General features: G+C 71.9%; 14 protein-coding genes. 11 read left to right on the top strand and 3 right to left on the bottom strand.

Annotated elements, in window-relative coordinates:
* Positions 1-169: 169 nt before the first annotated feature.
* The 3 genes from pyrH (at position 170) to WME96_RS37585 (ending at position 3,343) form a co-directional block, all read left to right on the top strand.
* Positions 170-931 (top strand): UMP kinase, encoded by a 762-nt coding sequence (gene pyrH, locus WME96_RS37575; RefSeq protein WP_437286382.1) that lies wholly within the window; start codon positions 170-172, stop codon positions 929-931.
* 113 nt (positions 932-1,044) lie between these two features.
* Positions 1,045-2,121, top strand: coding sequence for a peptidylprolyl isomerase (locus tag WME96_RS37580; protein ID WP_437286383.1), 1,077 nt, complete (start codon positions 1,045-1,047; stop codon positions 2,119-2,121).
* Positions 2,108-3,343: a KamA family radical SAM protein gene (locus WME96_RS37585; RefSeq protein WP_437286384.1), complete on the top strand. Its 1,236-nt coding sequence runs from the start codon at positions 2,108-2,110 to the stop codon at positions 3,341-3,343. Before WME96_RS37580 ends, WME96_RS37585 begins: the two co-directional genes overlap by 14 nt.
* Positions 3,344-3,352: 9 nt before the next feature.
* Here the strand turns inward: WME96_RS37585 and WME96_RS37590 are convergent, their stop codons facing one another.
* Entirely contained in the window at positions 3,353-6,013 is a 2,661-nt protein-coding gene (locus WME96_RS37590; RefSeq protein WP_437286385.1) for a protein kinase domain-containing protein, read from the bottom strand.
* Positions 6,014-6,708: 695 nt separating this feature from the next.
* Here WME96_RS37590 and WME96_RS37595 point away from each other — a divergent pair.
* The 8 genes from WME96_RS37595 (at position 6,709) to nusB (ending at position 15,673) form a co-directional block, all read left to right on the top strand.
* The gene (locus WME96_RS37595; RefSeq protein ID WP_437286386.1) at positions 6,709-8,274 is read left to right on the top strand and encodes an acyl-CoA carboxylase subunit beta; all 1,566 of its coding nucleotides are present in this window, start codon (positions 6,709-6,711) and stop codon (positions 8,272-8,274) included.
* Between the two features lie 320 nt (positions 8,275-8,594).
* Positions 8,595-9,122, top strand: a complete 528-nt coding sequence (locus tag WME96_RS37600) for a hypothetical protein (protein ID WP_437286387.1) — start codon at positions 8,595-8,597, stop codon at positions 9,120-9,122.
* Between the two features lie 488 nt (positions 9,123-9,610).
* Positions 9,611-12,256, top strand: a complete 2,646-nt coding sequence (locus WME96_RS37605) for an Rne/Rng family ribonuclease (RefSeq protein ID WP_437286388.1) — start codon at positions 9,611-9,613, stop codon at positions 12,254-12,256.
* A 6-nt stretch (positions 12,257-12,262) separates the two neighbouring features.
* Positions 12,263-12,634: a PilZ domain-containing protein gene (locus WME96_RS37610; RefSeq protein WP_437286389.1), complete on the top strand. Its 372-nt coding sequence runs from the start codon at positions 12,263-12,265 to the stop codon at positions 12,632-12,634.
* Between the two features lie 17 nt (positions 12,635-12,651).
* A complete protein-coding gene (locus WME96_RS37615) occupies positions 12,652-13,395 on the top strand; it encodes a riboflavin synthase (protein ID WP_437286390.1) in 744 nt (247 codons plus the stop codon).
* A gap of 37 nt (positions 13,396-13,432) precedes the next feature.
* The gene (gene ribB, locus WME96_RS37620) at positions 13,433-14,620 is read left to right on the top strand and encodes a 3,4-dihydroxy-2-butanone-4-phosphate synthase (RefSeq protein WP_437286391.1); all 1,188 of its coding nucleotides are present in this window, start codon (positions 13,433-13,435) and stop codon (positions 14,618-14,620) included.
* Between the two features lie 104 nt (positions 14,621-14,724).
* A complete protein-coding gene (ribH, locus tag WME96_RS37625; RefSeq protein WP_437286392.1) occupies positions 14,725-15,234 on the top strand; it encodes a 6,7-dimethyl-8-ribityllumazine synthase in 510 nt (169 codons plus the stop codon).
* 16 nt (positions 15,235-15,250) lie between these two features.
* Positions 15,251-15,673 (top strand): transcription antitermination factor NusB, encoded by a 423-nt coding sequence (nusB, locus tag WME96_RS37630; protein WP_061608535.1) that lies wholly within the window; start codon positions 15,251-15,253, stop codon positions 15,671-15,673.
* A gap of 34 nt (positions 15,674-15,707) precedes the next feature.
* Here the strand turns inward: nusB and WME96_RS37635 are convergent, their stop codons facing one another.
* Positions 15,708-18,164: an endonuclease MutS2 gene (locus WME96_RS37635; protein ID WP_437286393.1), complete on the bottom strand. Its 2,457-nt coding sequence runs from the start codon at positions 18,162-18,164 to the stop codon at positions 15,708-15,710.
* The gene (locus WME96_RS37640) at positions 18,164-20,110 is read right to left on the bottom strand and encodes a sigma 54-interacting transcriptional regulator (RefSeq protein WP_437286394.1); all 1,947 of its coding nucleotides are present in this window, start codon (positions 20,108-20,110) and stop codon (positions 18,164-18,166) included. The genes WME96_RS37635 and WME96_RS37640 overlap by 1 nt, the downstream gene beginning before the upstream one ends.
* Between the last annotated feature and the right edge of the window lie 12 nt (positions 20,111-20,122).

A 20,122-nucleotide genomic window follows, 5' to 3' on the forward strand; every position in this document is an offset into this window, starting at 1 on the left:
GTAGCGCCCTCGTCCAGAGACCGCAAGGCGCATGCCGCCCGGCGGTCGGGTCGGCTGGTCTGCCGTCGGCTGGGCGTGTTCCGTCGGGGCGTGGCGCTGCGGCTTCATCCGGTCGACATGACGCGTTGCACATTGCCCTCCGCGCACGTCCCGACTACGAGATGCGACCGTGGCCGCTGAGCAGGACTCCCTTCTACCCCCTCCCCCCCGCCCGGCCCCCGGGCTGAAGTACCGCCGCATCGTGCTGAAGCTGAGCGGTGAGGCGCTCTGCGGCGAAGAGGGCGGGTTCGGCATACGTCCCGAGACGCTCCACCACGTGGCCGCCGAGATCGCCGAGCTCCAGCGCATGGGAGTGCAGATCGCGATCGTCGTGGGCGGCGGCAACATCTTCCGCGGGCTGAAGGGCGCGAGCGCGGGGATGGACCGCTCCCAGAGCGACTACATGGGCATGCTCGCCACGGTGATCAACGCGCTGGCCCTGCAGGACGCGCTCGAGAAGACCGGCGTGCCGACGCGCGTGATGACCGCGATCGAGATCCGGCAGGTCGCCGAGCCGTACATCCGCCGCCGGGCGATGCGCCACCTCGAGAAGGGCAGCATCGTCATCTTCGCCGCGGGCACCGGCAACCCGTTCTTCTCGACCGACACGGCAGCGGCGCTGCGGGCCATGGAGATCCAGGCGCAGGCGCTGTTCAAGGCGACCAAGGTCGAGGGCATCTACGACCGCGATCCGGTGCGCCACGAGGGCGCGCAGATGTTCGCGCACCTGAGCTACGACCGCTTCCTCGCGGACCGGATCGGCGTCATGGACTCCACGGCGGTCACGCTCTGCCGCGAGAACAAGATGCCGATCCGGGTGTTCAAGCTCACGACCCGCGGCAACATCCTCCGCGTCTGCAGGGGCGAGGAGATCGGCACGATCGTCGACTGAGCGCGAGCGCGCTGGTGCGCTCGGCGCGGTGGGGCACCCGCCGGCGCGCCGACCGGAACGCGGCCGGCGCGCCCTCGAGCCGCGAGGAAACCGTGCTACACCCCGAGCCAGCAATGACCCGAGCTCCGGTGCGCCGACCCCTGCTCGCCATCTCGCTCGCCGCGCTCGTCGCAGGCTGCGATGAACCCGCCCTCCAGGTCCCGGCCGACGCGGGCGACCCGGTGTTCGGGCTGACCGCCGAGCAGTCGGCGCGCGTGCTCGCGAAGGTCGGCGACCGGGTGATCACGCTCGGCGACTTCGGCAGGACGCTGGAGCGGATGGATCAGTTCGATCGGCTCCGGTACCAGACGAAGGAGCGGCGCCGCGAGCTGCTCAGCGAGATCATCGACGCGGAGCTGCTCGCGCTGGAGGCCAGGCGCCGGGGCCTCGACAACGACTCCGCGGTCGAGGACGCGATCCGGCAGCTCCTCCGCGAGGCGATGATCGGGCAGGCGCGGAAAGGCCTGCCCGCGCCCGCCGACATCCCCGCGTCCGAGGTGCGCGCGTACTACGAGGCGAACGCCGACAAGTTCAGCGAGCCCGAGCGGAGGCGCGTCGCCGCCATCGTGGTCGGCGACAGGGCGCTCGGCGAGAAGGTCCTCAAGGAGGCACAGAAGGCCGGGAGCAGCAGCGCATGGGGAGAGCTCTTCCTCAAGCACTCGCTCACGGCGCCCAGGGACAAGAGCGCGAGCCCGCCGCTCGACCTCGCGGGGGAGCTCGGGATCGTCAGCCCTCCCGGCGATCCGCGTGGCGCTCACCCCCAGGTGCCAGAGCCCGTCCGCGCAGCCGCGTTCCAGATCGGCAGCGTCGGCGCCGTCAGCGACACGCTCGTCGAGGCGGACGGCCGGTTCTACATCGTCCGCCTGAGCGGGCTGACAGGCGGACACCGGCGCGAGCTCGCCGAGGCCGAGCGATCCATCCGCGTCGCGATCCTCCAGCAGAAACTGCAGGACCAGGAGCGCGCCCTCGAGGAGGAGCTGCGAAAGAAGTTCCCCGTCGAGATCAACGACGCGGCGCTCGCCTCGGTGAAGCTGCCGGAGCAGCTCGCGGCGCCCGCGAGCGCGCCGCAGCCCGATCCCACGAAGCCCAGCGCGCCGCGGCCGGAGAAGTCTGGAGATGTCGCGGCACCGGCGAGCGATGCGGGCAAGTAGCGAGCTCGTCGCCGCCGCGCAGCTCGCCCGCCGGCCCGGCAAGGAGGGCGCGGAGGTCCGCGCCGTCGCGCCGCCGGAGCCCCCGGCGCCGCTCGCAGCGAGCGCGCAGCAGGAGGCGCGGCCGGATCGCGCGAGGACGCGGAAGCGCGACTGGACGTGGCAGCTTCGCCGCGCGCTCTCGAGCGCCGACGACCTCCACCGGGCGCTGTCGCTGACGCCGGAGGAGCTCGCAGGCGCGCGGCGCGCCGAGAAGGCCGGGCTGCCCATCCGCGTCACCCCCTACTACCTGAGCCTCTGCGACAAGGGCGATCCGGCATGCCCGATCCGACGGCAGTGCGTGCCGCTCGCCGACGAGGCCGCCGAGGTGCCCGGCGATCTGGTCGACCCGCTCGGCGAGGTCGCGCACGAGGTCGCGCCGCACCTGGTGCAGCGCTACCCGGATCGCGCGCTGCTGCTCGCGACCGACCGCTGCGCCGTCTACTGCCGCTTCTGCACCCGCTCGCGCATGGTCGGCGACGGCGGCGGCGCGGTGGCGCTCGATCGGCTCGCGCCCGCCATGGCCTACCTCGAGGCGCACCCAGAGGTGCGCGACGTCATCGTGAGCGGCGGCGATCCGCTGGCCGTCTCGACGGACCGCATCGTGCGGCTCATCGCCCGGCTGCGGCAGGTGCCGAGCGTCGAGACGATCCGCATCGCCACGCGCGTACCCGTCACGCTGCCGCAGCGGATCACCACGGAGCTCGTGCGCGCGCTGAAGCCGCACCACCCGCTCTGGGTGATGACGCACTTCAACCACCCGAAGGAGCTCACGCCCGCCGCCGAGCGCGCGTGCAAGCGGCTCGTGGACCACGGCTTCCCCGTGATGAACCAGACGGTGCTGCTGCGCGGCATCAACGACGACGCCGCGACGCTGGCGACGCTCTTCCGGGGGCTCGTGCGCTGGCGCGTGCGCCCGTACTACCTGCTCCAGATGGACCCGGTGCGCGGCACCGCGCACCTGCGCACGCCGCTCGCGACCGGCGTCTCGCTCATGGAGCAGCTCCAGGGCCGGCTCACCGGCATCGCCCTGCCGAAGCTGATCGTGGATACGCCCGGAGGGATGGGCAAGGTGCCCGTCGGCCCCGAGTACATCGTCGATCGCCGGCCAGGGCGGACCGTCCTCCGGACCCACCGCGGCGTCGAGGTCGAGTACGTCGACCCCCCGTCGCCGCCCGGCGGCTGAGCTTCCGGCTCAGCGAGCCGGGCCGCGCGAGAGCGGCTTCGCGATCCGGAACGACAGGTTCAGGGCCCGCGTGATCCCGAAGAAGCGGGTGCGCGAGGCGCTCCTGCACTGCTGCGAGTCCGCGGACCAGCTCCCCGAGCGGGCGATGCGCCACGGCGGCGCGTCCCCGCCTGCGTCGACCGCCGACTCGATCTCGCGCGACGTCTCCGCCCACGAGCGCTCGCCGCTCACGTCGGCGACCCACTCGCGCACGCCGCCCGCCATGTCGCGCACGCCATAGGGCGAGGTGTCGATGGGGAAGGTCCCCACCGGCTCCGGCTGCGCCAGGAAGGGGCGCGACGAGCGCATCAGGCAGAACGTCGGGTCGAAATGATCCCCCCACGGGTAGAACCGGCCGTCGGTCCCGCGCGCCGCCTTCTCCCACTCCAGCTCGGTGGGGAGGCGGACATCAAGGCCGTCGCGCTCGCTCCGGAAACGGCAGTAGGCCACGGCGTCGAACCAGTCGATGAGGATGACGGGGAGGTTCCAGAGGTGCCCCTCCTCCACCGGGAACCGCTTCAGCGCGTCGCCCTCGACCACGGTGGGCAAGGGCTCCCAGCCGCCGCTGCTGGCGGGCCGCGCGACGTAGCCCTCGGAGCCGCGCGTCCCGTGCGGGGCGCGCTTCAGCGCGAGATCGAGATCGTGCGCCTCGAGCTCGTTCAGGAACTCGCAGTACTCGCGGAAGGAGACCGGGAACTTCGCGATCGCGAAGTCGGGGACGTGGAGCTCGGCGCGCCGGAGCGGATCGTAGGCCTGCGCGTCGCCGCCCGCGATGAAGGAGCCCCCAGGGATGTAGACGAACCCCTCGCCGATCTCCGCGTCGGTGTAGAGGTTCACCTCGGCGCGGTGGTGGGTGCCCCGCTTGAGCAGCAGCGGGTACCGCACGTCCCGGTAGCCGGCGCGCTTCAGGACGAAGAGGTAGCTGCCCGGCTTGAGGTGCACCTCGCGCAGCGGCGTGCGGCCGAGCGAGCGCTCCTCGCTGGCCACGAGGATGCGATCCTTCTCGACGTAGCGGTACGCGACGACGCTCGCGCCGGGCGGCGATGAGTCGATCGAGAGGACCGAATCGGCGGTGAGCAGCGCGGCGTAGCGCCCCACGTCGAACTCCGCCACGAGCGCCTCGTGGTAGATGCGCGCCGCGTGCTGGTGCTCCTGGTCCGCCCGCACCGCGCGCGACCAGTAGAGATCCGCGAGCCCGGAGCGCGCCTCGACCAGATCCGGATCGTACGCGAGCGCCTTCGTGTAGAGATCGATCGCCTCGGCCGCGGCGCGCGCCTGCTCGCGCTCCACCCCGGCGGCCCTGTCCTCGAGCTGCCAGCCCGCGCGCTTGCGCTCGATCGGCTCGTACTCCTTGACGTCCTTGAGCAGCCGGCGCGCCTCCTCGACGAGCCGCTCGCGCTCGCTGTCGAGCCGCCGATCGCGCTCGAGCGGGGCCTTGGCGAGCTCGCAGAGCTTGATCGCCTCCTCGCGCCGGCGCATCCGCTCCTTGGCGCCCTCGAGGAACGCCTCGGCCTCCGCCGCGACGCGGTCGGCGGTCGGCGGCCGCTGGTCCGGATCCTTCGCGAGCATCGCCAGGCAGAGATCCTCGAGCAGCAGCGGGCAGCTCGGCGCGATCGAGCGCGGCGGCTTGGGGTCGCGCGTCTGCGTCGCGAGGATCACGGCGAGCACCGTCGGCGCGTCGAACGGGTGCTCGCCGGTGAGGATCTCGTAGAGCACCACGCCGAGCGCGAAGATGTCCGCGCGGTGATCGATCCGCTTGTGATCCCCCCGGATCTGCTCCGGCGCGATGTAACCGGGCGTGCCCGACAGCGCGCTCGCGAGCGCCTCGTGCCGCTTCCGGCCGAAGTCCTGCCCGCTCGGATCGATGGAGATCGGCTCGCTCACCTCCGTCCTCGAGAGCAGCTTCGCGTTGCCCCAGTCGCCCAGGTACACCTCGCCGTAGTCACCGAGCAGCACGTTCTCCGGCTTGATGTCGCGGTGCACGACGCCGCGCCGGTGCGCGTAAGCCAGCGCCCGCGAGATCTGCACGAACGCGCCGATGAGCCGGACGAGGGGCCACTGCCTGCGGAGCTCGGGGTTCGTCAGCACGTTCTGCAGGCTCTGCCGCTTGACGACCCGCATCGAGTAGTAGGGCTGCCCGTTCGGCAGCGTGCCCAGGTCGTAGACCGGGATGATGTTCGGGTGCTCGAGCTGCGCCGTGATGCGCGCCTCCGTCAGGAAGCGGTTGCCGACCGCGGAGTCCGCCTCGGCCCCCGGCTTCAGCGTCTTCAGCGCCACCACGCGCCCGATCTCCCGGTCGCGCGCCTTCACCACCTTGCCAGCGCCCCCCGCGCCGAGCGCCTCGCCGACCTCGTAGCGGCTGCCGCCGGTGTTCACGGCGCGCGTGGCGGAGGTCGCGAGCGTGGGGAAATCGGCCACGGCGTCCTCTTCGGGCAGGTCGATCTCCCGCTGCGTGTCGAAGCGCAGCGCGTCCGGATCCTCGATCTGCGGCGAGAGGGCGCGCGCGACGTGCGGGGGGCGCGCCTCCTGCGCGAGCAGCTCCGGCAGCGCGGCGAGCTGCTCCGGCGTGAGGATCCCCTCGAACAGCTCCTGGGGCGTCGAGGCGCCGCCGAGGGTCCATCGGCAGGCCATGTCCCAAAGAGCGTTGGGCTCGATGATCCCTCGCGCCACGGCGGCGACGGCCAGGGCACGAGCCTCACGCGTCTGAGCGAGCTTCACCCGAGCGACCTCTCGTCCGAAACGATCTCACCCTGCGATGCGAGGCGGAAGGCCGCGCTGGGGCCGCCGACCCCAGGGCGCCGCGAGGCGGAGGGGCAGCACGCTCCCGCGAGCGCTCCAGGGCTGCCGGTGACGCTGCTCCTTGCGCATCTCACGAGACGCCACACGTCAGGTGCCGTGGCTGGCGACCGCGCTGCTGCCACACCGGCTCGGGCTGCCCGCGCCGGAGCCGCGGCGCGGCAGGGCCCGAGCGGCGGAGGCAGCCCCGGCGTCCCCGTCTTCAGAGGGTCTACGTGTCGGAAATTCCTGCATTTACTAGCGGCAATGAGCGCCGATCAGGGTACGTGGTGTCCCCTCGCGTGTGCAAGAGAGTAGGGTGGAGGCCGCCCCGGAGCGCGGTCATTTTTCGTCGCGCCCCCGGGCGTGCGCGCGCCCTTCGCGCGCTGGCGCGCCTCGCGCCGCCCTCGCGCCTCGCACGTTTCCGCTGACCGCGCCCCGCTGTCGTCGCTGGCCCGCCCCGCTGGCCGCGACATCGGCCGGCCTCGGGCTCGCGGCGCCGCGCGCGGCGGGGTTTCGATCCCCGGGGGGGTCCGTGGTAGGGCGCGGGCATGGCGGATCCGACGGCCCCGAGACGTTCAGCGCTCGCCCGCCTCGACGCCATGAACGGCCGCGCGCTCGATGGGGGCGGAAAAGACCGCCTCGCCAGGCAGCACGAGGCTGGCAAGCTCTCCGCGCGGGAGCGCATCGACCTGCTCCTCGACCCGGGGTCGTTCGTCGAGATCGACCGGTTCATCGTCCACCGGTGCGCCGACTTCGGCATGGACAAGCAGAAGGTCCTCGGCGACGGCGTCGTGACCGGCTGGGGGCTCATCGACGGGCGCAAGGTCGCGGTGTTCGCGCAGGACTTCACCGTCATCGGCGGCTCGCTCTCCGGCGCGTACGCCTCGAAGATCTGCAAGGTGATGGATCTCGCGATGAAGATCGGCGCCCCGGTCATCGGGCTGAACGACTCGGGCGGCGCCCGGATCCAGGAGGGGGTCGAGTCGCTCGCCGGCTACGCCGACATCTTCCTCCGCAACACGCTCGCGAGCGGCGTCGTCCCCCAGATCAGCGCGATCCTCGGTCCGTGCACGGGCGGGGCCGTCTACTCGCCCGCCATCACCGACTTCGTCCTGATGACCGAGCGGACGAGCTACATGTTCATCACCGGCCCGGAGGTCATCAAGGCGGTCACCGACGACGACGTCACCAAGGAGGACCTCGGCGGCGCCGGCACTCACGCCTCCAGGAGCGGCGTATGCCACCTCATCGCACCTGACGACCGGGCGTCGATCGCGCAGCTCCGCGATCTGCTCTCGTTCCTGCCCTCGAACAACACCGAGGATCCGCCGCGTCGCCCCGCGACCGATCCCGAGGACCGCGAAGTTCCCGAGCTCGACGCTATGGTCCCCGCGGAGTCGTCGGAGCCGTACGACGTCAAGCAGGTCGTGCGCGCCGTGGTCGACGACGGCCATCTCTTCGAGATCCACGAGCGCTTTGCGCAGAACATCGTGGTCGGGTTCGCCCGGATCGGGGGCGCGCCCATCGGGGTGGTCGCGAACCAGCCTCAGGTGCTCGCCGGCTGCCTGGACATCAAGGCGAGCATCAAGGCGGCGCGGTTCGTCCGCTTTTGCGACTGCTTCAATATCCCGCTCGTCACGTTCGTAGACGTGCCCGGCTTCCTCCCCGGGATCGACCAAGAATACGGCGGGATCATCGCTCACGGCGCGAAGCTCCTCTATGCCTTCGCCGAGGCCACGGTGCCCAAGGTGACGGTGATCACCCGCAAGGCCTACGGCGGCGCCTACGACGTCATGGCGTCCAAGCACATCCGCGCCGATTACAACCTCGCGTTCCCGACCGCCGAGATCGCCGTCATGGCGCCGGAGGGCGCGGTGAATATCGTGTACCGCCGGGAGATCCAGCAAGCGGCCGACCCGGCCGCCGCCCGCGCACGCTTCGTCGAGGACTACAAGGCGAAATTCGCCAACCCGTACAAGGCGGCCGGGCTCGGCTTCATTGACGAGGTGATCTACCCTCGCATGCTCCGCAGTCGGCTGGCACAGGCGCTCGACCTCCTGCGCGACAAACGGGACAAGAACCCGCCGAAGAAACACGGAAACATCCCGCTTTAGCAGAATTTTGGGACGGCGCGACGCCCGCGTGAATCGTGCGTAGCGAGAGATCGGCCAGCGAACCGGCTTAGAGCGCGTGCGCAGGAGCGTGCCGGGGCGAGCGACGCCGTTGCGCGGCCGATCCCAAGCGTGTAGAAACCACTTGCGCGGCTGTTTTTCTCTCTTCTCTCCGCGCGCGATGCTTCTCTCTGACCAACGATCTGCACAGGTGCACCCGGGGGCCGGCGCAGGAAAGCGGGTGGTTTGGCGGGCATGCCGAGCGTTGGGGGGCGCCGAGTAGACGAATGAAGGGTCGGTTGGGTTCTGTGGAGGTATTGAGCATGAAATCTTGGGTATTCGCTGCGTTTTTGATTTCCGGTTGCGCCCTCGTGGCATGCGGTGACAACAGCACCGACCCGCCGAGCAACGGCTCCACGACCACCAGCGGGAGCAGCAGCTCCGGCGGCGACGGCGGCAACGGCGGCGGCAACGGCGGCAACGGCGGCAACGGCGGCAACGGCGGCGAAGGTGGCGCGAGCACCACGAGCTCTTCCTCGACCGGGACCCCGACCTGTGATGACACCGAGGATACCTGCGGCCGCGACACGAATACGGGCTGCTACAAGTGCGCCGCCGACGGGCCTTGCAACGACATCATCGATGCCTGCGTGAAGGACACCGCCTGTTTCGCGCTGGTGAGATGTCTCGACCGCTGCTCCGAGCAGGAAGATCCGGCCGCGTGCGCCGAGGAGTGCCGCACGGCGAACGCGGACGTGGTGGAGGCCCACGACGCGATGGCCAAGTGCACTATTTGCCAGGAGTGCCCCGAGAACTGCGGTGCAGCCGAAGAGCCGCTCTGCCAGCAGTGAGGCGCTGAGCCCACCGCGGGTCATGCCCGGAGGGGGCGACGGAGCGTCGCCCCCTCCGGCGCTTTGTGCGCTCCTTGCCAGGACGGCTATCGTCCGGGCTCCGCCACCCCCGCGGGATCTGCTGTGGCTGCACTCGGCGGGCGCGCTCTCGGCGGTGCCCGTGCAGGTCGCTGGGCGCCGCCGGGGGCTCCGCGGCGAGCTGCCGGGGGCTCCGCGGCGAGCTCCTGGGGCGCCACGGAGGCGCCTCGTCCCTGCCCCGCCCTGCCCTGCGGCGGCTCGGGCCGCTACCGGGGCGGCCCGGCGCAGGCGCGGCCGTTCCTCGGGGCGGCGCGGCGAACGCGCGAGGTAGCTCACGAGGTGCCGGCCAGCCCGGCTCGTCGACCTCCGGCCCCGCACCCTCAATCGCGCAGCGCGCGCCGCGTTGCGCCTTCATGGCCCGGGCAACCCGTGGTAACGCTTGGCGGCGCCGCCGATGTGCGGCATCCGACATGGGAAAGAACCTTCTCGTCATCAATGTGGACATCCGCGAGACACGCGTCGCGCTGATCGAAAACGGGATCATCGCTGAGCTGCATCTCGAGCGGGAGAGCTCCAAGGGGACGCTCGGAAACATCTACCTCGGCAAGGTCAGCCGCGTTTTGCCCGGGATGCAGGCCGCGTTCATCGACGTGGGGCTCGAGCGAGCAGCCTTCCTGCACGTCGAGGATCTCATCCGGCCCGACGACTTCGAGGCGTACCTGGCCGGGCACCGCCGCCCCGCGGAGGAGGAACGCGCCTCCTCGCGAGGTCGCGCCGCGCGCGCCAGCGAGGCGCCAGGACCCGAAGAAAGCGAGGTGCACGAGCTCGCCGGCGCGGAGGCCGCGCCCGAGAGCCCCGGCGCGGCCGCCGAGCACCACGAGGCGCACGAGGGCGCCGACTTCGGCGCCGAGGAAGGGCTCGAGGCCGAGGGCGCGCTCGGGGCGGACGGCTCGCTCGAAGAGACCAGCGACGTCCCCATCGACCTGCCCACGGCGCTCGACGTGCTCGAGAGCCCCTCCGGGCAGGCGTTCACCGGCGTGGGCTCGATGGTGACGCTCGATGAGGCCGACGACACCCCGGAGCCGGAGATCGACGGCGAGCCCGAGCAGGACAGCGCAGAGGACGACGACGACGAGGAGCTCGTCGCGCCCGGCGGAGGCAGCGACGTCGACGAGGCGAGCGCCGACGAGGCGGGGGCGGACGAAGCGAGCTCCGAGGAGGACGACGAGCTCGACGCGCCCGCCTACGACGTCGAGCCTGCCTCCCCGCAGCCGGAAGAAGCGGCCGACGTGTGGAGCGCCGCCGCAGAGCGCCCGGAGACGCCGAGCGACGCCGCGGCCAGCGACGCGACGGAGGCGACGCAGGCGGGAAGCACGCCGGACGAGCCTGCCGCGCATGCCGTCGCCGCCGAGGGCGCCGCCGCGGCGGCGACGGCGGGCGACGAGGTGCCGCCGGCGGCGCGGGCGCGCAGCGGGCGCACGCGCGGGCGGCGGGACGCGCGGGTGCGCCGGTCGGGGCGGACGCGCGATCGGCGCGCCAACCTGGAGGACGGCAGCGCCGCGCCCGAGGGGGCGGCTCCCGCGGAAGCACGCGAGACGCCGCGCGAGGGCCGCGAGCCGCGCCAAGGCCGCGAGCCGCGCGAGGGCCGCGAGACGCCGCGCGAAGGGCGTGAAGCCCGCGAGACGCCGCGCGAGGGCCGCGAGGCGCCGCGCGAAGGGCGCGAGGGCCGCGACCGGGGCGGACGAGGGCAGCAGGGCGGGCGCGAGGGGCGCGACCGGGGCGGGCGCGACCAGCGGGCGCGAGAGCGCGGGCGCGAGCAGCCGCGGGAAGGCAAGGGCAAGGGCGCCGCGCGCGGCCAGCAGGGCTCGCGCAACTGGCAGAACGAGCCGCCGCGCATCTCCAAGTCGACCCCGATCCGTGAGGTCGTCCGCGAAGGGCAGGAGGTCATCGTCCAGATCTCGAAGGAGCCGATCGGGACCAAGGGCGCCCGGGTCACGAGCCACATCTCGCTGCCCGGCCGCTACGTCGTGTACCTCCCGACGGTCGATCACATCGGGATCTCCAAGCGCATCGGCTCGGAGAAGGAGCGCTCCCGGCTGCGGGACGCGATCGAGGCGATGAAGCCCCCCCAGGGCGGGCTCATCGTGCGCACCCTCGCCGAGGGCCTCACGAAGAAGCAGCTCAAGGCCGACGTCGGCTACCTCGTGCGCCTCTGGGGCGAGGTGGCGAAGAAGCGCGAGAGCGGCGTGAGGGCGCCGGCGGTGCTCTACACCGAGCTCGATCTCGTGCTGAAGACCGCGCGCGACCTCTTCACCGACGACATCGAGAAGATCGTGATCGACGACCGCGAGGAGTACATCCGCCTGCGGCGCTTCGTCGAGATGTTCATGCCCGAGCGCGCCGACGCGGTGGAGCTCTACGAGGGGACGGAGCCGATCTTCGACGCGTACGGGATCGAGGACGAGATCCAGCGCGCGCTGTCGCGGAAGGTGCCGCTCCCGTCGGGCGGCCACCTGATCATCGATCAGGCCGAGGCGCTCACCGCGATCGACGTGAACACGGGGCGGTTCGTCGGCAAGGGCTCGAAGGATCTCGAGGAGACGATCCTGACCACGAACCTGGAGGCGGTCGAGGAGATCGCCTATCAGCTCCGCTTCCGCAACATCGGCGGGCTGATCATCCTCGACCTCATCGACATGGAGCGCGCCCAGAACCGGGAGAAGGTGCGGCGCCGCCTCGAGGAGCTGCTCGGCAGGGACAAGGCGAAGACCACGTTGAACCGGATCTCCGATCTGGGCCTGATCGAGATGACCCGGAAGCGCACGCGCGAGAGCCTCGGGCGCACGATCCTCGAGCCGTGCTTCTACTGCGACGGGACGGGCCAGCTACAGTCGAAGCAGACCGTCGCCTACGAGATCCTGAGGCAGATACGGCGCGAGCGGATGAACCTGCCCGGCTACTCGGTCGTGGTGAACGCGCATCCGGCGGTGATCGACCTCCTGAAGAACGACGAGCGCATCGCCGTGCAAGAGGCGGAGCGGCTGTTCCAGCGCCGGATCGATCTCGTACCCCGGAAGGAGTACCACCTCGAGCAGTTCGATCTGCAAGGCAGGTAAGGCGCCATGGCGGACGATCAGGGTTCTCCGGAGAGCAGCGAGGGCGAGTCGTTGAAGACGGGACGCAGGGAAGAGCGCGTCACCATCAACAAGGAGTTCGAGTCGTATGACGCGTTCATCAACGAGTACGTGACGAACATCTCGCGGACCGGCGTGTTCGTGCGGTCGAAGACGCCGCTCGCCGTCGGGACGAAGGTGAACCTCCGGTTCACCGTGATCATGGATGACATCGAGACGATCGAGGGCGTCGGCGAGGTCGTGCGCGTGCACGACGATCCGCAGGGGATGGGGGTCGTGTTCACCGAGCTGTCGAGCTACTCGCAAGGGCTCATCGACAAGCTCCTGACCAGCCAGGGTCACCGCGCCCCGAAGGACTAGGCAGAGGGGCTTCGGCGATGTTCACCGGGCTTGTCGAGACGATCGGGGTCCTCCGCCGCCGCAGCGGCGGCCCCGTGGCCCGCGCGCTCATCGAGGCGAGCCTCGGGCCGCTGACGCTCGGCGAGTCCGTGAGCGTCAACGGCGCCTGCCTCACCGTCGACCGCATCGCGCCCGGCGGCTTCGAGTGCGACATGTCCTCGGAGACCCTCGGCCGCACCACGCTCGGCGCGCTGCAGGTCGGCGCGCGCGTCCACCTCGAGCGGGCGACGCCGCTCGGCGCGCGCATGGGCGGGCACGTGGTCCTGGGGCACGTCGACGGGCTCGGCCGCGTGAAGGAGCAGGCGCGATCGGGCGACGCGATCCGCCTCGCGGTGAGCGCGCCGGCCGAGCTCGCGCGGTTCCTGGCTCCGAAGGGCTCGATCGCCATCGACGGCGCGAGCCTCACGCTCAACGCCGTGTCCGCGGCGAGCTCTGCGGAGACGTGGTTCGAGGTGATGCTGGTCCCGCACACCATCGAGCGGACGCTCCTCGGCGAGCTGCGTCCGGGCGCGACCGTCAACCTTGAAGTTGACGTGCTCGCGCGCTACGTGGCGCGAACGCTCGAGGTCGCGTCGCTCGCTGGCCTGCGGAGCCTCTCCAGCACGGAGACGCGCGACGGCGACGCTCCGGTCCAGCGCGACGGCGAGCGTGGAAATACGGGAGAGAATGCGGATCACGACGAACGACTCCTCGCAAAGCTGCGCGCGGGGGGATTCTGGTGAGGCTCTGTCAGCCTCGAGCGGCAAGCTCGACCAGGACATGATCTCCGGGGGTCCGATGCCTCACCGGCTGACCATCGACAAGGCGGTGCTCGACCGGGTCAACACCGCGCTGGACCACATCCGCGCGGGCAAGATGGTGATCCTGGTCGACGACGAGGATCGCGAGAACGAGGGCGACCTCTGCATGGCGGCGGAGGCGGTGACCCCCGAGGCGATCAACTTCATGGCGATGCACGGGCGCGGCCTCATCTGCCTCGCCCTCGACGAGGAGCAGGTCGCGCGCCTCGAGCTGCCGATGATGTCGGCGCCGGGCCGGAACGGGCCGCCGCTCGGCACCGCCTTCACCGTGAGCATCGAGGCGCGCGCCGGGGTGACGACCGGGATCAGCGCCGCCGATCGGGCGCACACGATCCGGGTCGCGAGCGCGCGCGACGCCAGGCCCGAGGATCTCGTCACGCCGGGGCACGTCTTCCCGCTGAAAGCGCGCCGCGGGGGCGTGCTCGTGCGGACGGGGCAGACCGAGGGGTCCGTGGACCTCGCGCGGCTCGCCGGGCTGCGGCCCGCGGGCGTGATCTGCGAGATCATGAACGACGACGGCAGCATGGCCCGCATGCCGGACCTCGAGGTGTTCGCCGCGAAGCACGGCCTGCTGATCGTGACGGTCGCGGACCTCATCCAGTACCGGCTCCAGACCGAGCGGCTGGTCCGCCGCGTGAGCGAGCGGTCGCTGCGCCTCGACCTCACGGGCACGGAGTGGACCGCCTATGTCTACGAGGTCATCAACGAGCCGAGGCAGTTCCTCGCGCTGACGAGGGGCGCCGTCGCGACGCAGGATCCCATCCTCTGCCGCGTGCACTCGGGCTCGACGATCGCGGATCTCTTCAGCTCGACGCCCTTCGACGGCGGCACGAACCTGCGCGAGGCGCTCCTCGCGATCGAGAGCGCCGGCGTCGGCGTGGTCGTGTACATCCCCTCGCGAGGGGACCTGAGCCGCGAGCTGGAGCTGCTGAAGGGCCCAGGCGCCGACGACAGCAGCCCCGTGGTGAAGACGCAGCAGCCGTGGACGCTGCGGGAGTTCGGCCTCGGCGCGCAGGTCCTGGCGGACCTCGGCGTGCACCAGATCCGGCTGCTCACGAACAGCCAGCCGAAGATCGCGGGGATCACCGGGTTCGGGCTCACCGTCGCCGAGCGGGTGCCGCTCGTGTCGATGAAGGGCGAAGCCTGACGCGCGGGCGCGCAGACGCGCGCGTGCGCATGTAAAAATACGCTCGCACGCGATCGCGGGCGCAGCGACCGCGCACCCCGCGCGGCAGGAGAGAGGAACGGCGGATGGCAGAGCAGGCGGTCGGGCAGGCACAGGCGAGGGTGATCGAGGGCAACCTGGTGGTCCCGCCGGGGGCGCGCTTCGCGGTCGTGGCGAGCCGCTTCAACCACTTCATCGTCGACCGCCTGGTCGAGGGCGCGCTCGACGCCATCGCGCGGCACGGCGGCGCGCTGGAGCGGACGTCGATCGTGCGCGTCCCGGGCGCGTGGGAGATGCCCACCATCGTTGGGAGGATCGCGCACAAGAAGAGCGTCGACGCGATCATCACGCTGGGCGCCGTGATCCGGGGCTCGACGCCTCATTTCGACTACGTGGCGGCCGAGGTCACGAAGGGGATCGCGACCGTGTCGCTCCAGACCGGGGTGCCGGTCACGTTCGGGGTGCTGACGACCGACTCGATCGAGCAGGCGGTCGAGCGGGCGGGCACGAAGCATGGCAATAAGGGGTGGGAGGCCGCCGTCAGCGCGATCGAGATGCTCGCGCTCGGTGCGTCGCTGGACGCTGCTGGCCTGTAGACGAAGGTTGTGAGAGATGGGTGCGCGCTCGACCGGCCGCGAAGCGGCCTTGCAGATGCTGTTCGCGGTGGAAGCTGGCGGGAACTCGGCGCCGCGCGTGGTCGCGACGTTCTGGCGCGAGACGCCGGGTGATCCGGAGGGGCGCGCCTACGCGGACGAGGTGGTGCTCGGCGTCGCGAAGGACCTCGCGGCCGTGGACGAGGCGATCCGCAAGGCGAGCACGAACTGGCGCCTCGAGCGGATGGCGCGCGTCGACCGGAACGTCCTCCGGCTCGGCGCGTGGGAGCTCATGAACCACCCGGAGGTGCCGCGCGCGGTCATCCTCGATGAGGCGGTGGAGCTCGCCAAGCGCTACGGCAGCGAGGAGAGCGGCGCCTTCGTGAACGGCGTGCTCGACCGGGTCGCCGAGAACCTCGGCCGCGTCGATCGGGATCGCTGAGCGCGCTGAGCGTCGGCGCGCGCAGCGCGCGCGCTCACCACTTCAGCCACGCGACCGTGACGCCGTCGCCGCCCTCGCTGGGGCCGCCCGGGCGGAGGCGCGCCACGTAGGGGCTCGCGCGTAGCGCCTCGCGGACGGCGTCGCGCAGTGCGCCCGTGCCGTGCCCGTGGACGAAGAACGTGACCCTGCGGCCCGCGCCGAGCGAGCGGTCGAGGAACTGCTCGGCCATCGCGACCGCCTCGTGTGCGCGCAGGCCGCGGAGATCGACGGTGTTGTCCGCCGTCTGGATCGGGACGTCCGGATCGGCCGCGGCGTCGAGGTCGACGCGGCGCTGCGGCGGCGCCGCGGCGGGCGGCGGCGCGCCGGTGCCGCGCAGCTCGGCGATCGAGGTCGTGAGCTTGAGCGCGCCGGCGGCGACCCGGAGCTGGCCGCCTGAGAGGACCTCGACCACCTCGGCCTCGGCCCGCAGGCGGGGCACGTAGACGCGGCTGCCGACGCGGATCGCGGCCGGATCGACGGCCGGGCGCGCCGGCGGCTCGTCCTTCGGGCGCAGCTCGAGCTCGCCGCCGATCGACGTCTTCTGCCCCACCGCGTCCATGACGCGCGCGGCCGCCCGCACGTCCTCCTCGCTGGGCTTGCCGCGCAGGCGCGACTGCGCCGCCTTGAGGTCCTCGCGCGCGCGCCGGAGGCTCGCGAGCAGCGCCTCGCCCTCGCGCGTGATCACGCCGCGCTCCTTCTCCCGGAGCCGCCCGATCTCACTGTCGAGCTCCCGCCGCTTCGCGCGGGCGGCGGCCGCTTCGCGCTCGGCGTCCTCGCGCGCGAGCTCGAGCGCGCGGCGCTCGGCGGAGAGCTTCTCGACCATCTGCTCGAAGGTGACCGCCTCCTTCGTGAGGAAGCGCTCGGCCCGCTCGAGCACGGCGCCGGGGATGCCGAACCGCCGCGCGACGGCGAGCGCGCTCGAGGCGCCGGGCACGCCGATCACGAGCCGGAAGGTCGGGGCCATGGTGGCGAGATCGAAGCCGACCGAGGCGTTCTCGAAGCGCGGGTCGCCGAGCGCGAGCGCCTTGAGGCCCTCGTAGTGCGTGGTGCAGACGACGGTGCCGCCGCGCGCGCAGAGCGAGTCGAGCACGGCCGCGGCGAGCGCCTCGCCCTCGCGCGGGTCGGTGCCGCCGGCGAGCTCGTCGAGCAGGACGAGGGCGCCGGGGCGCGTCTCGCCGAGGATCTGCCCCAGGTTCTGCACGTGGGCGCTGAAGGTCGACAGGTTCTTGTGGAGGTTCTGCTCGTCGCCGACGTCGGTCAGCACGACGTCGAAGAGCGCGACGCGCGAGCCCTCGCGCGCGGCGATCGGCAGGCCGGCGCGGACCATCAGCGCCGCGAGGCCGAGCGTCTTCAGGGCCACCGTCTTGCCGCCGGCGTTCGGGCCGGAGACGATCATCGCGCGGCCCGCGCTCATCGCGAGATCGCTCGGGACCACCTTCACGCCGTCGAGCGCGAGGAGCGGGTGGCGACCGCCGTTGAGGACGATCGAGGTCGGCCGCGGCGCGCCGTCCGAGGCGCCGCGATCGGCGAACGCGTCCTCGGGGACGTCCGGGAAGGTGAGGTCGAGGTCCCGCGCGAGGCGCGCTGCGGCGGCCCGCACGTCGGCGTGGGCCAGCGCGCGGGCGGCGGCCGCGACGCTCTCGATGTCCTCGGCGACGCGGGCGGTGAGCGCCGCGTAGATGGCCTGCTCCTCGCGCGCGACCTCAGCGTCGACCATCTTCATCCGGTTGCCCGTCTCGACGAGCACCCGGGGCTCGACGAACACGGTGGCGCCGCTCGCGCTGGTCGCGTGGACGATGCCGGGGAAGCGCTCGTGCGCGTCGGAGCGCACCGGGAGCACGTAGCGCCCGTCGCGCTCGGTCCAGTAGCGGTCCTGGAGGATGTCCTCGTGCTTCTGGATCAGGTCCTCGAGGCGGCGGACGAGCCGATCGCGCACGGCGCGCCGCTCGGCGCGGAGCGCCTCGAGGCGGGGCGAGGCGCGATCCGAGAGCGAGCCGTCCGGATCGAAGGCCGCCGCGAGCTCGCGCGCGACGGCGTCGAGCTCCGGGTTGGTGGCGCACGCGGCGAAGAGCGTGGGCGCGATCTGCCGCCGGCTCTGCAGGTACTGGCGCGAGGTGCGCGCGGCCTCGAGCAGGCCGAGCACGGCGCGGAGCTCCTCGTTCGCGAGCGAGGCGCCGATGCGCGCCCGGTCGAGCGCGTCCTCGAGCTCGGCGACGTCGCGCGACGGCAGCGGCTCCCCGGCCCGGGCGAGCTCGAACGCCTCGCGCACCTCCGCGAGCATGGTGAGCGCCTCGGCGCGCGTGGACGCGAACGGCAGGGCCCGGGCGAGCCGCTTGCCGGCGCGCGACGCGCAGCGCTCGGCGAGCGCCTCGAGGATGCGGTCCCACTCCAGATCGGCGCGGGTCTTGGTCGGACAGGGGTCTGCGAAGGGCCCTTGGGGGTTGTATTCCATCACGCTTCGGTCGGATCGCGGGCCACGCCGCCGGCCCCGCTCGGCATCGGGTTCTGCTCCTTCTCGAGGTAGCGGAAGATGGTGCGCGGGTCGACGCCGAGGTCGCGGGCGGTCTGCGTGCGGTTACCGTTGTTGCGCTCGAGCGCCTCGAGCACGTAACGCCGCTGGAACTCCTCCTTCGCCTTCTCGAGCGGCATGATGGCCGTCTCGGCGCCGGGGCCGAGGTCGAGGTCCTCCGCGGCGAGGAGCGCCTGATCGCAGAGGACCAGCGCCTTCTTGATGCGGTTCTCGAGCTGCCGGATGTTGCCCGGCCAGGAGTACTTCTTGATGGCGGCGAGCGCGGCCGGGCTGAAGCCGCGCACGGGGCTGCCGAGCTCATCCGCGTACTTCGAGAGCAGCACCTTGGCGATGATCAGCACGTCGTCGCCCCGGTCGCGGAGCGGCGGGAGCCACAGGTTCACGACGTTGAGGCGGTAGTAGAGGTCCTCCCGGAAATTGCCGGTGCGGATCTCCTCCTCGAGGTTCCGGTTCGTGGCCGCGACGATGCGGATGTCGACCTTCTCGGGCTTCGAGTCGCCGACGCGGAAGACGACGCGCTCCTGGAGGGCGCGGAGGAGCTTCACCTGCAGGTTCAGCGGGAGCTCGCCGATCTCGTCGAGGAACAGCGTGCCCTTGTCGGCGATCTGGAACTTGCCCGGGCGGCTCGCGATGGCGCCGGTGAAGGCGCCCTTCACGTGGCCGAAGAGCTCGCTCTCGATGAGGTTCTCGGGGATCGCGCCGCAGTTGATGGTGATGAACGGGCCGCCCTCGCGCTGGCTGCGCCGGTGCAGCTCCCGCGCGATGAGCTCCTTGCCGGTGCCCGTCTCGCCGGTGATGAGCACGCTGATGTCGGTCGCCGCGACCTTCTGGAGCTTGCGGAACACCTCGACCATCGACGGGCAGGCGCCGATGATCTCGCCGAATTTCTTGTCGTGCAGCTCGGCGACGAGCTTCGCCTTGTCGGCCCGGAGGGCGTTCAGGAGCATCGCGTTCTGGAGGATGAGCGAGGCCTGCGACGCGAAGATGCTGAGCAGATCGAGCTGGGCGCGGTCGAAGAGGTGCTTGATCTTGTCGTTGCCGACGTAGAGCGCGCCGATGATCTGGCCCTGCGACAGCAGCGGCGCGCACATCACGCTGGAGAGCTTCATCGCGATGACGCTGTCGCTCCGGCCGAACAGCGTGTCGGCGAGCGCGTCGGAGACGATGACGGGGCGGCCCGAGGCGATCACCTGCCGCACGATGCTGTCCGAGATGCCCCCGGCCGCGTCGGTGATCGCCTCCTTGCGGACGTTGCGCGACGCGCGCACCGCGAGCTTGCGGTCGCCGCCCGCCGTCGGCGCGGCCGGCGCGCCGCCGCGCACCGCCGTGTCGGCCGCCGCCTCCGCGCCCTCCAGGAGCAGCAGGAACCCCTTGTCGGCGTGGGTCAGCTCGATGACGTCGTCGAGCATCGCCTCGAGGAGCTCGTCGACGCTGCGCCGGTTGATGAGCTTCTCGCTGAAGGCGAACAGCTTGCGGACGCCGGCGAGCTCCGAGGAGACCTGCGGCGACGCGGGCCGCTCCGCCCCGTCGTCGCCCGCCGGCAGCCGCTCCTGGGCGGTCGGCGCCTCGGCGAACATCGAGAACCCGATCTCGACCGCGCCGAGCTGGAGCCGGTCGCCGTGCACCAGGCGGGCGCGCCGCTTCTTCTTGCCGTTGATCGCGATCTCGCCGTCGCGCTCGCACTCCTCGAGCACGAAATCGCGACCGTCGAACACGATCTGCGCGTGATGCTCCAGCACCCCGGCCCCCGTGACCGCGACGTCGTTTCCGAGCGCCTTGCCGATCGTCGTGACGGGCTTGTGGACGCTGTACAGGCGTGGCGCGCCCTCGGAGACAAAATACTTCAGGGTCGGCATCGAGAGGAGCATAGCAGGCGCGCC

Source organism: Sorangium sp. So ce406, assembly GCF_051474675.1.
Taxonomy (GTDB): Bacteria; Myxococcota_A; Polyangia; order Polyangiales; family Polyangiaceae; genus Sorangium; species Sorangium cellulosum_G.

Excerpts from the sequence above, each read along its gene's own strand:
- WME96_RS37590 (WP_437286385.1), bottom strand. The coding sequence starts at position 6,013 with ATGGCCTGCCGATGGACCCTCGGCGGCGCCTCGACGCCCCAGGAGCTG.
- WME96_RS37585 (WP_437286384.1), top strand. The coding sequence starts at position 2,108 with ATGCGGGCAAGTAGCGAGCTCGTCGCCGCCGCGCAGCTCGCCCGCCGG.
- ribB (WP_437286391.1), top strand. The coding sequence starts at position 13,433 with ATGATCTCCGGGGGTCCGATGCCTCACCGGCTGACCATCGACAAGGCG.
- WME96_RS37635 (WP_437286393.1), bottom strand. The coding sequence starts at position 18,164 with ATGGAATACAACCCCCAAGGGCCCTTCGCAGACCCCTGTCCGACCAAG.
- WME96_RS37615 (WP_437286390.1), top strand. The coding sequence starts at position 12,652 with ATGTTCACCGGGCTTGTCGAGACGATCGGGGTCCTCCGCCGCCGCAGC.
- ribH (WP_437286392.1), top strand. The coding sequence starts at position 14,725 with ATGGCAGAGCAGGCGGTCGGGCAGGCACAGGCGAGGGTGATCGAGGGC.
- WME96_RS37640 (WP_437286394.1), bottom strand. The coding sequence starts at position 20,110 with ATGCTCCTCTCGATGCCGACCCTGAAGTATTTTGTCTCCGAGGGCGCG.
- nusB (WP_061608535.1), top strand. The coding sequence starts at position 15,251 with ATGGGTGCGCGCTCGACCGGCCGCGAAGCGGCCTTGCAGATGCTGTTC.
- WME96_RS37595 (WP_437286386.1), top strand. The coding sequence starts at position 6,709 with ATGGCGGATCCGACGGCCCCGAGACGTTCAGCGCTCGCCCGCCTCGAC.
- WME96_RS37580 (WP_437286383.1), top strand. The coding sequence starts at position 1,045 with ATGACCCGAGCTCCGGTGCGCCGACCCCTGCTCGCCATCTCGCTCGCC.
- WME96_RS37610 (WP_437286389.1), top strand. The coding sequence starts at position 12,263 with ATGGCGGACGATCAGGGTTCTCCGGAGAGCAGCGAGGGCGAGTCGTTG.
- WME96_RS37600 (WP_437286387.1), top strand. The coding sequence starts at position 8,595 with ATGAAATCTTGGGTATTCGCTGCGTTTTTGATTTCCGGTTGCGCCCTC.
- WME96_RS37605 (WP_437286388.1), top strand. The coding sequence starts at position 9,611 with ATGGGAAAGAACCTTCTCGTCATCAATGTGGACATCCGCGAGACACGC.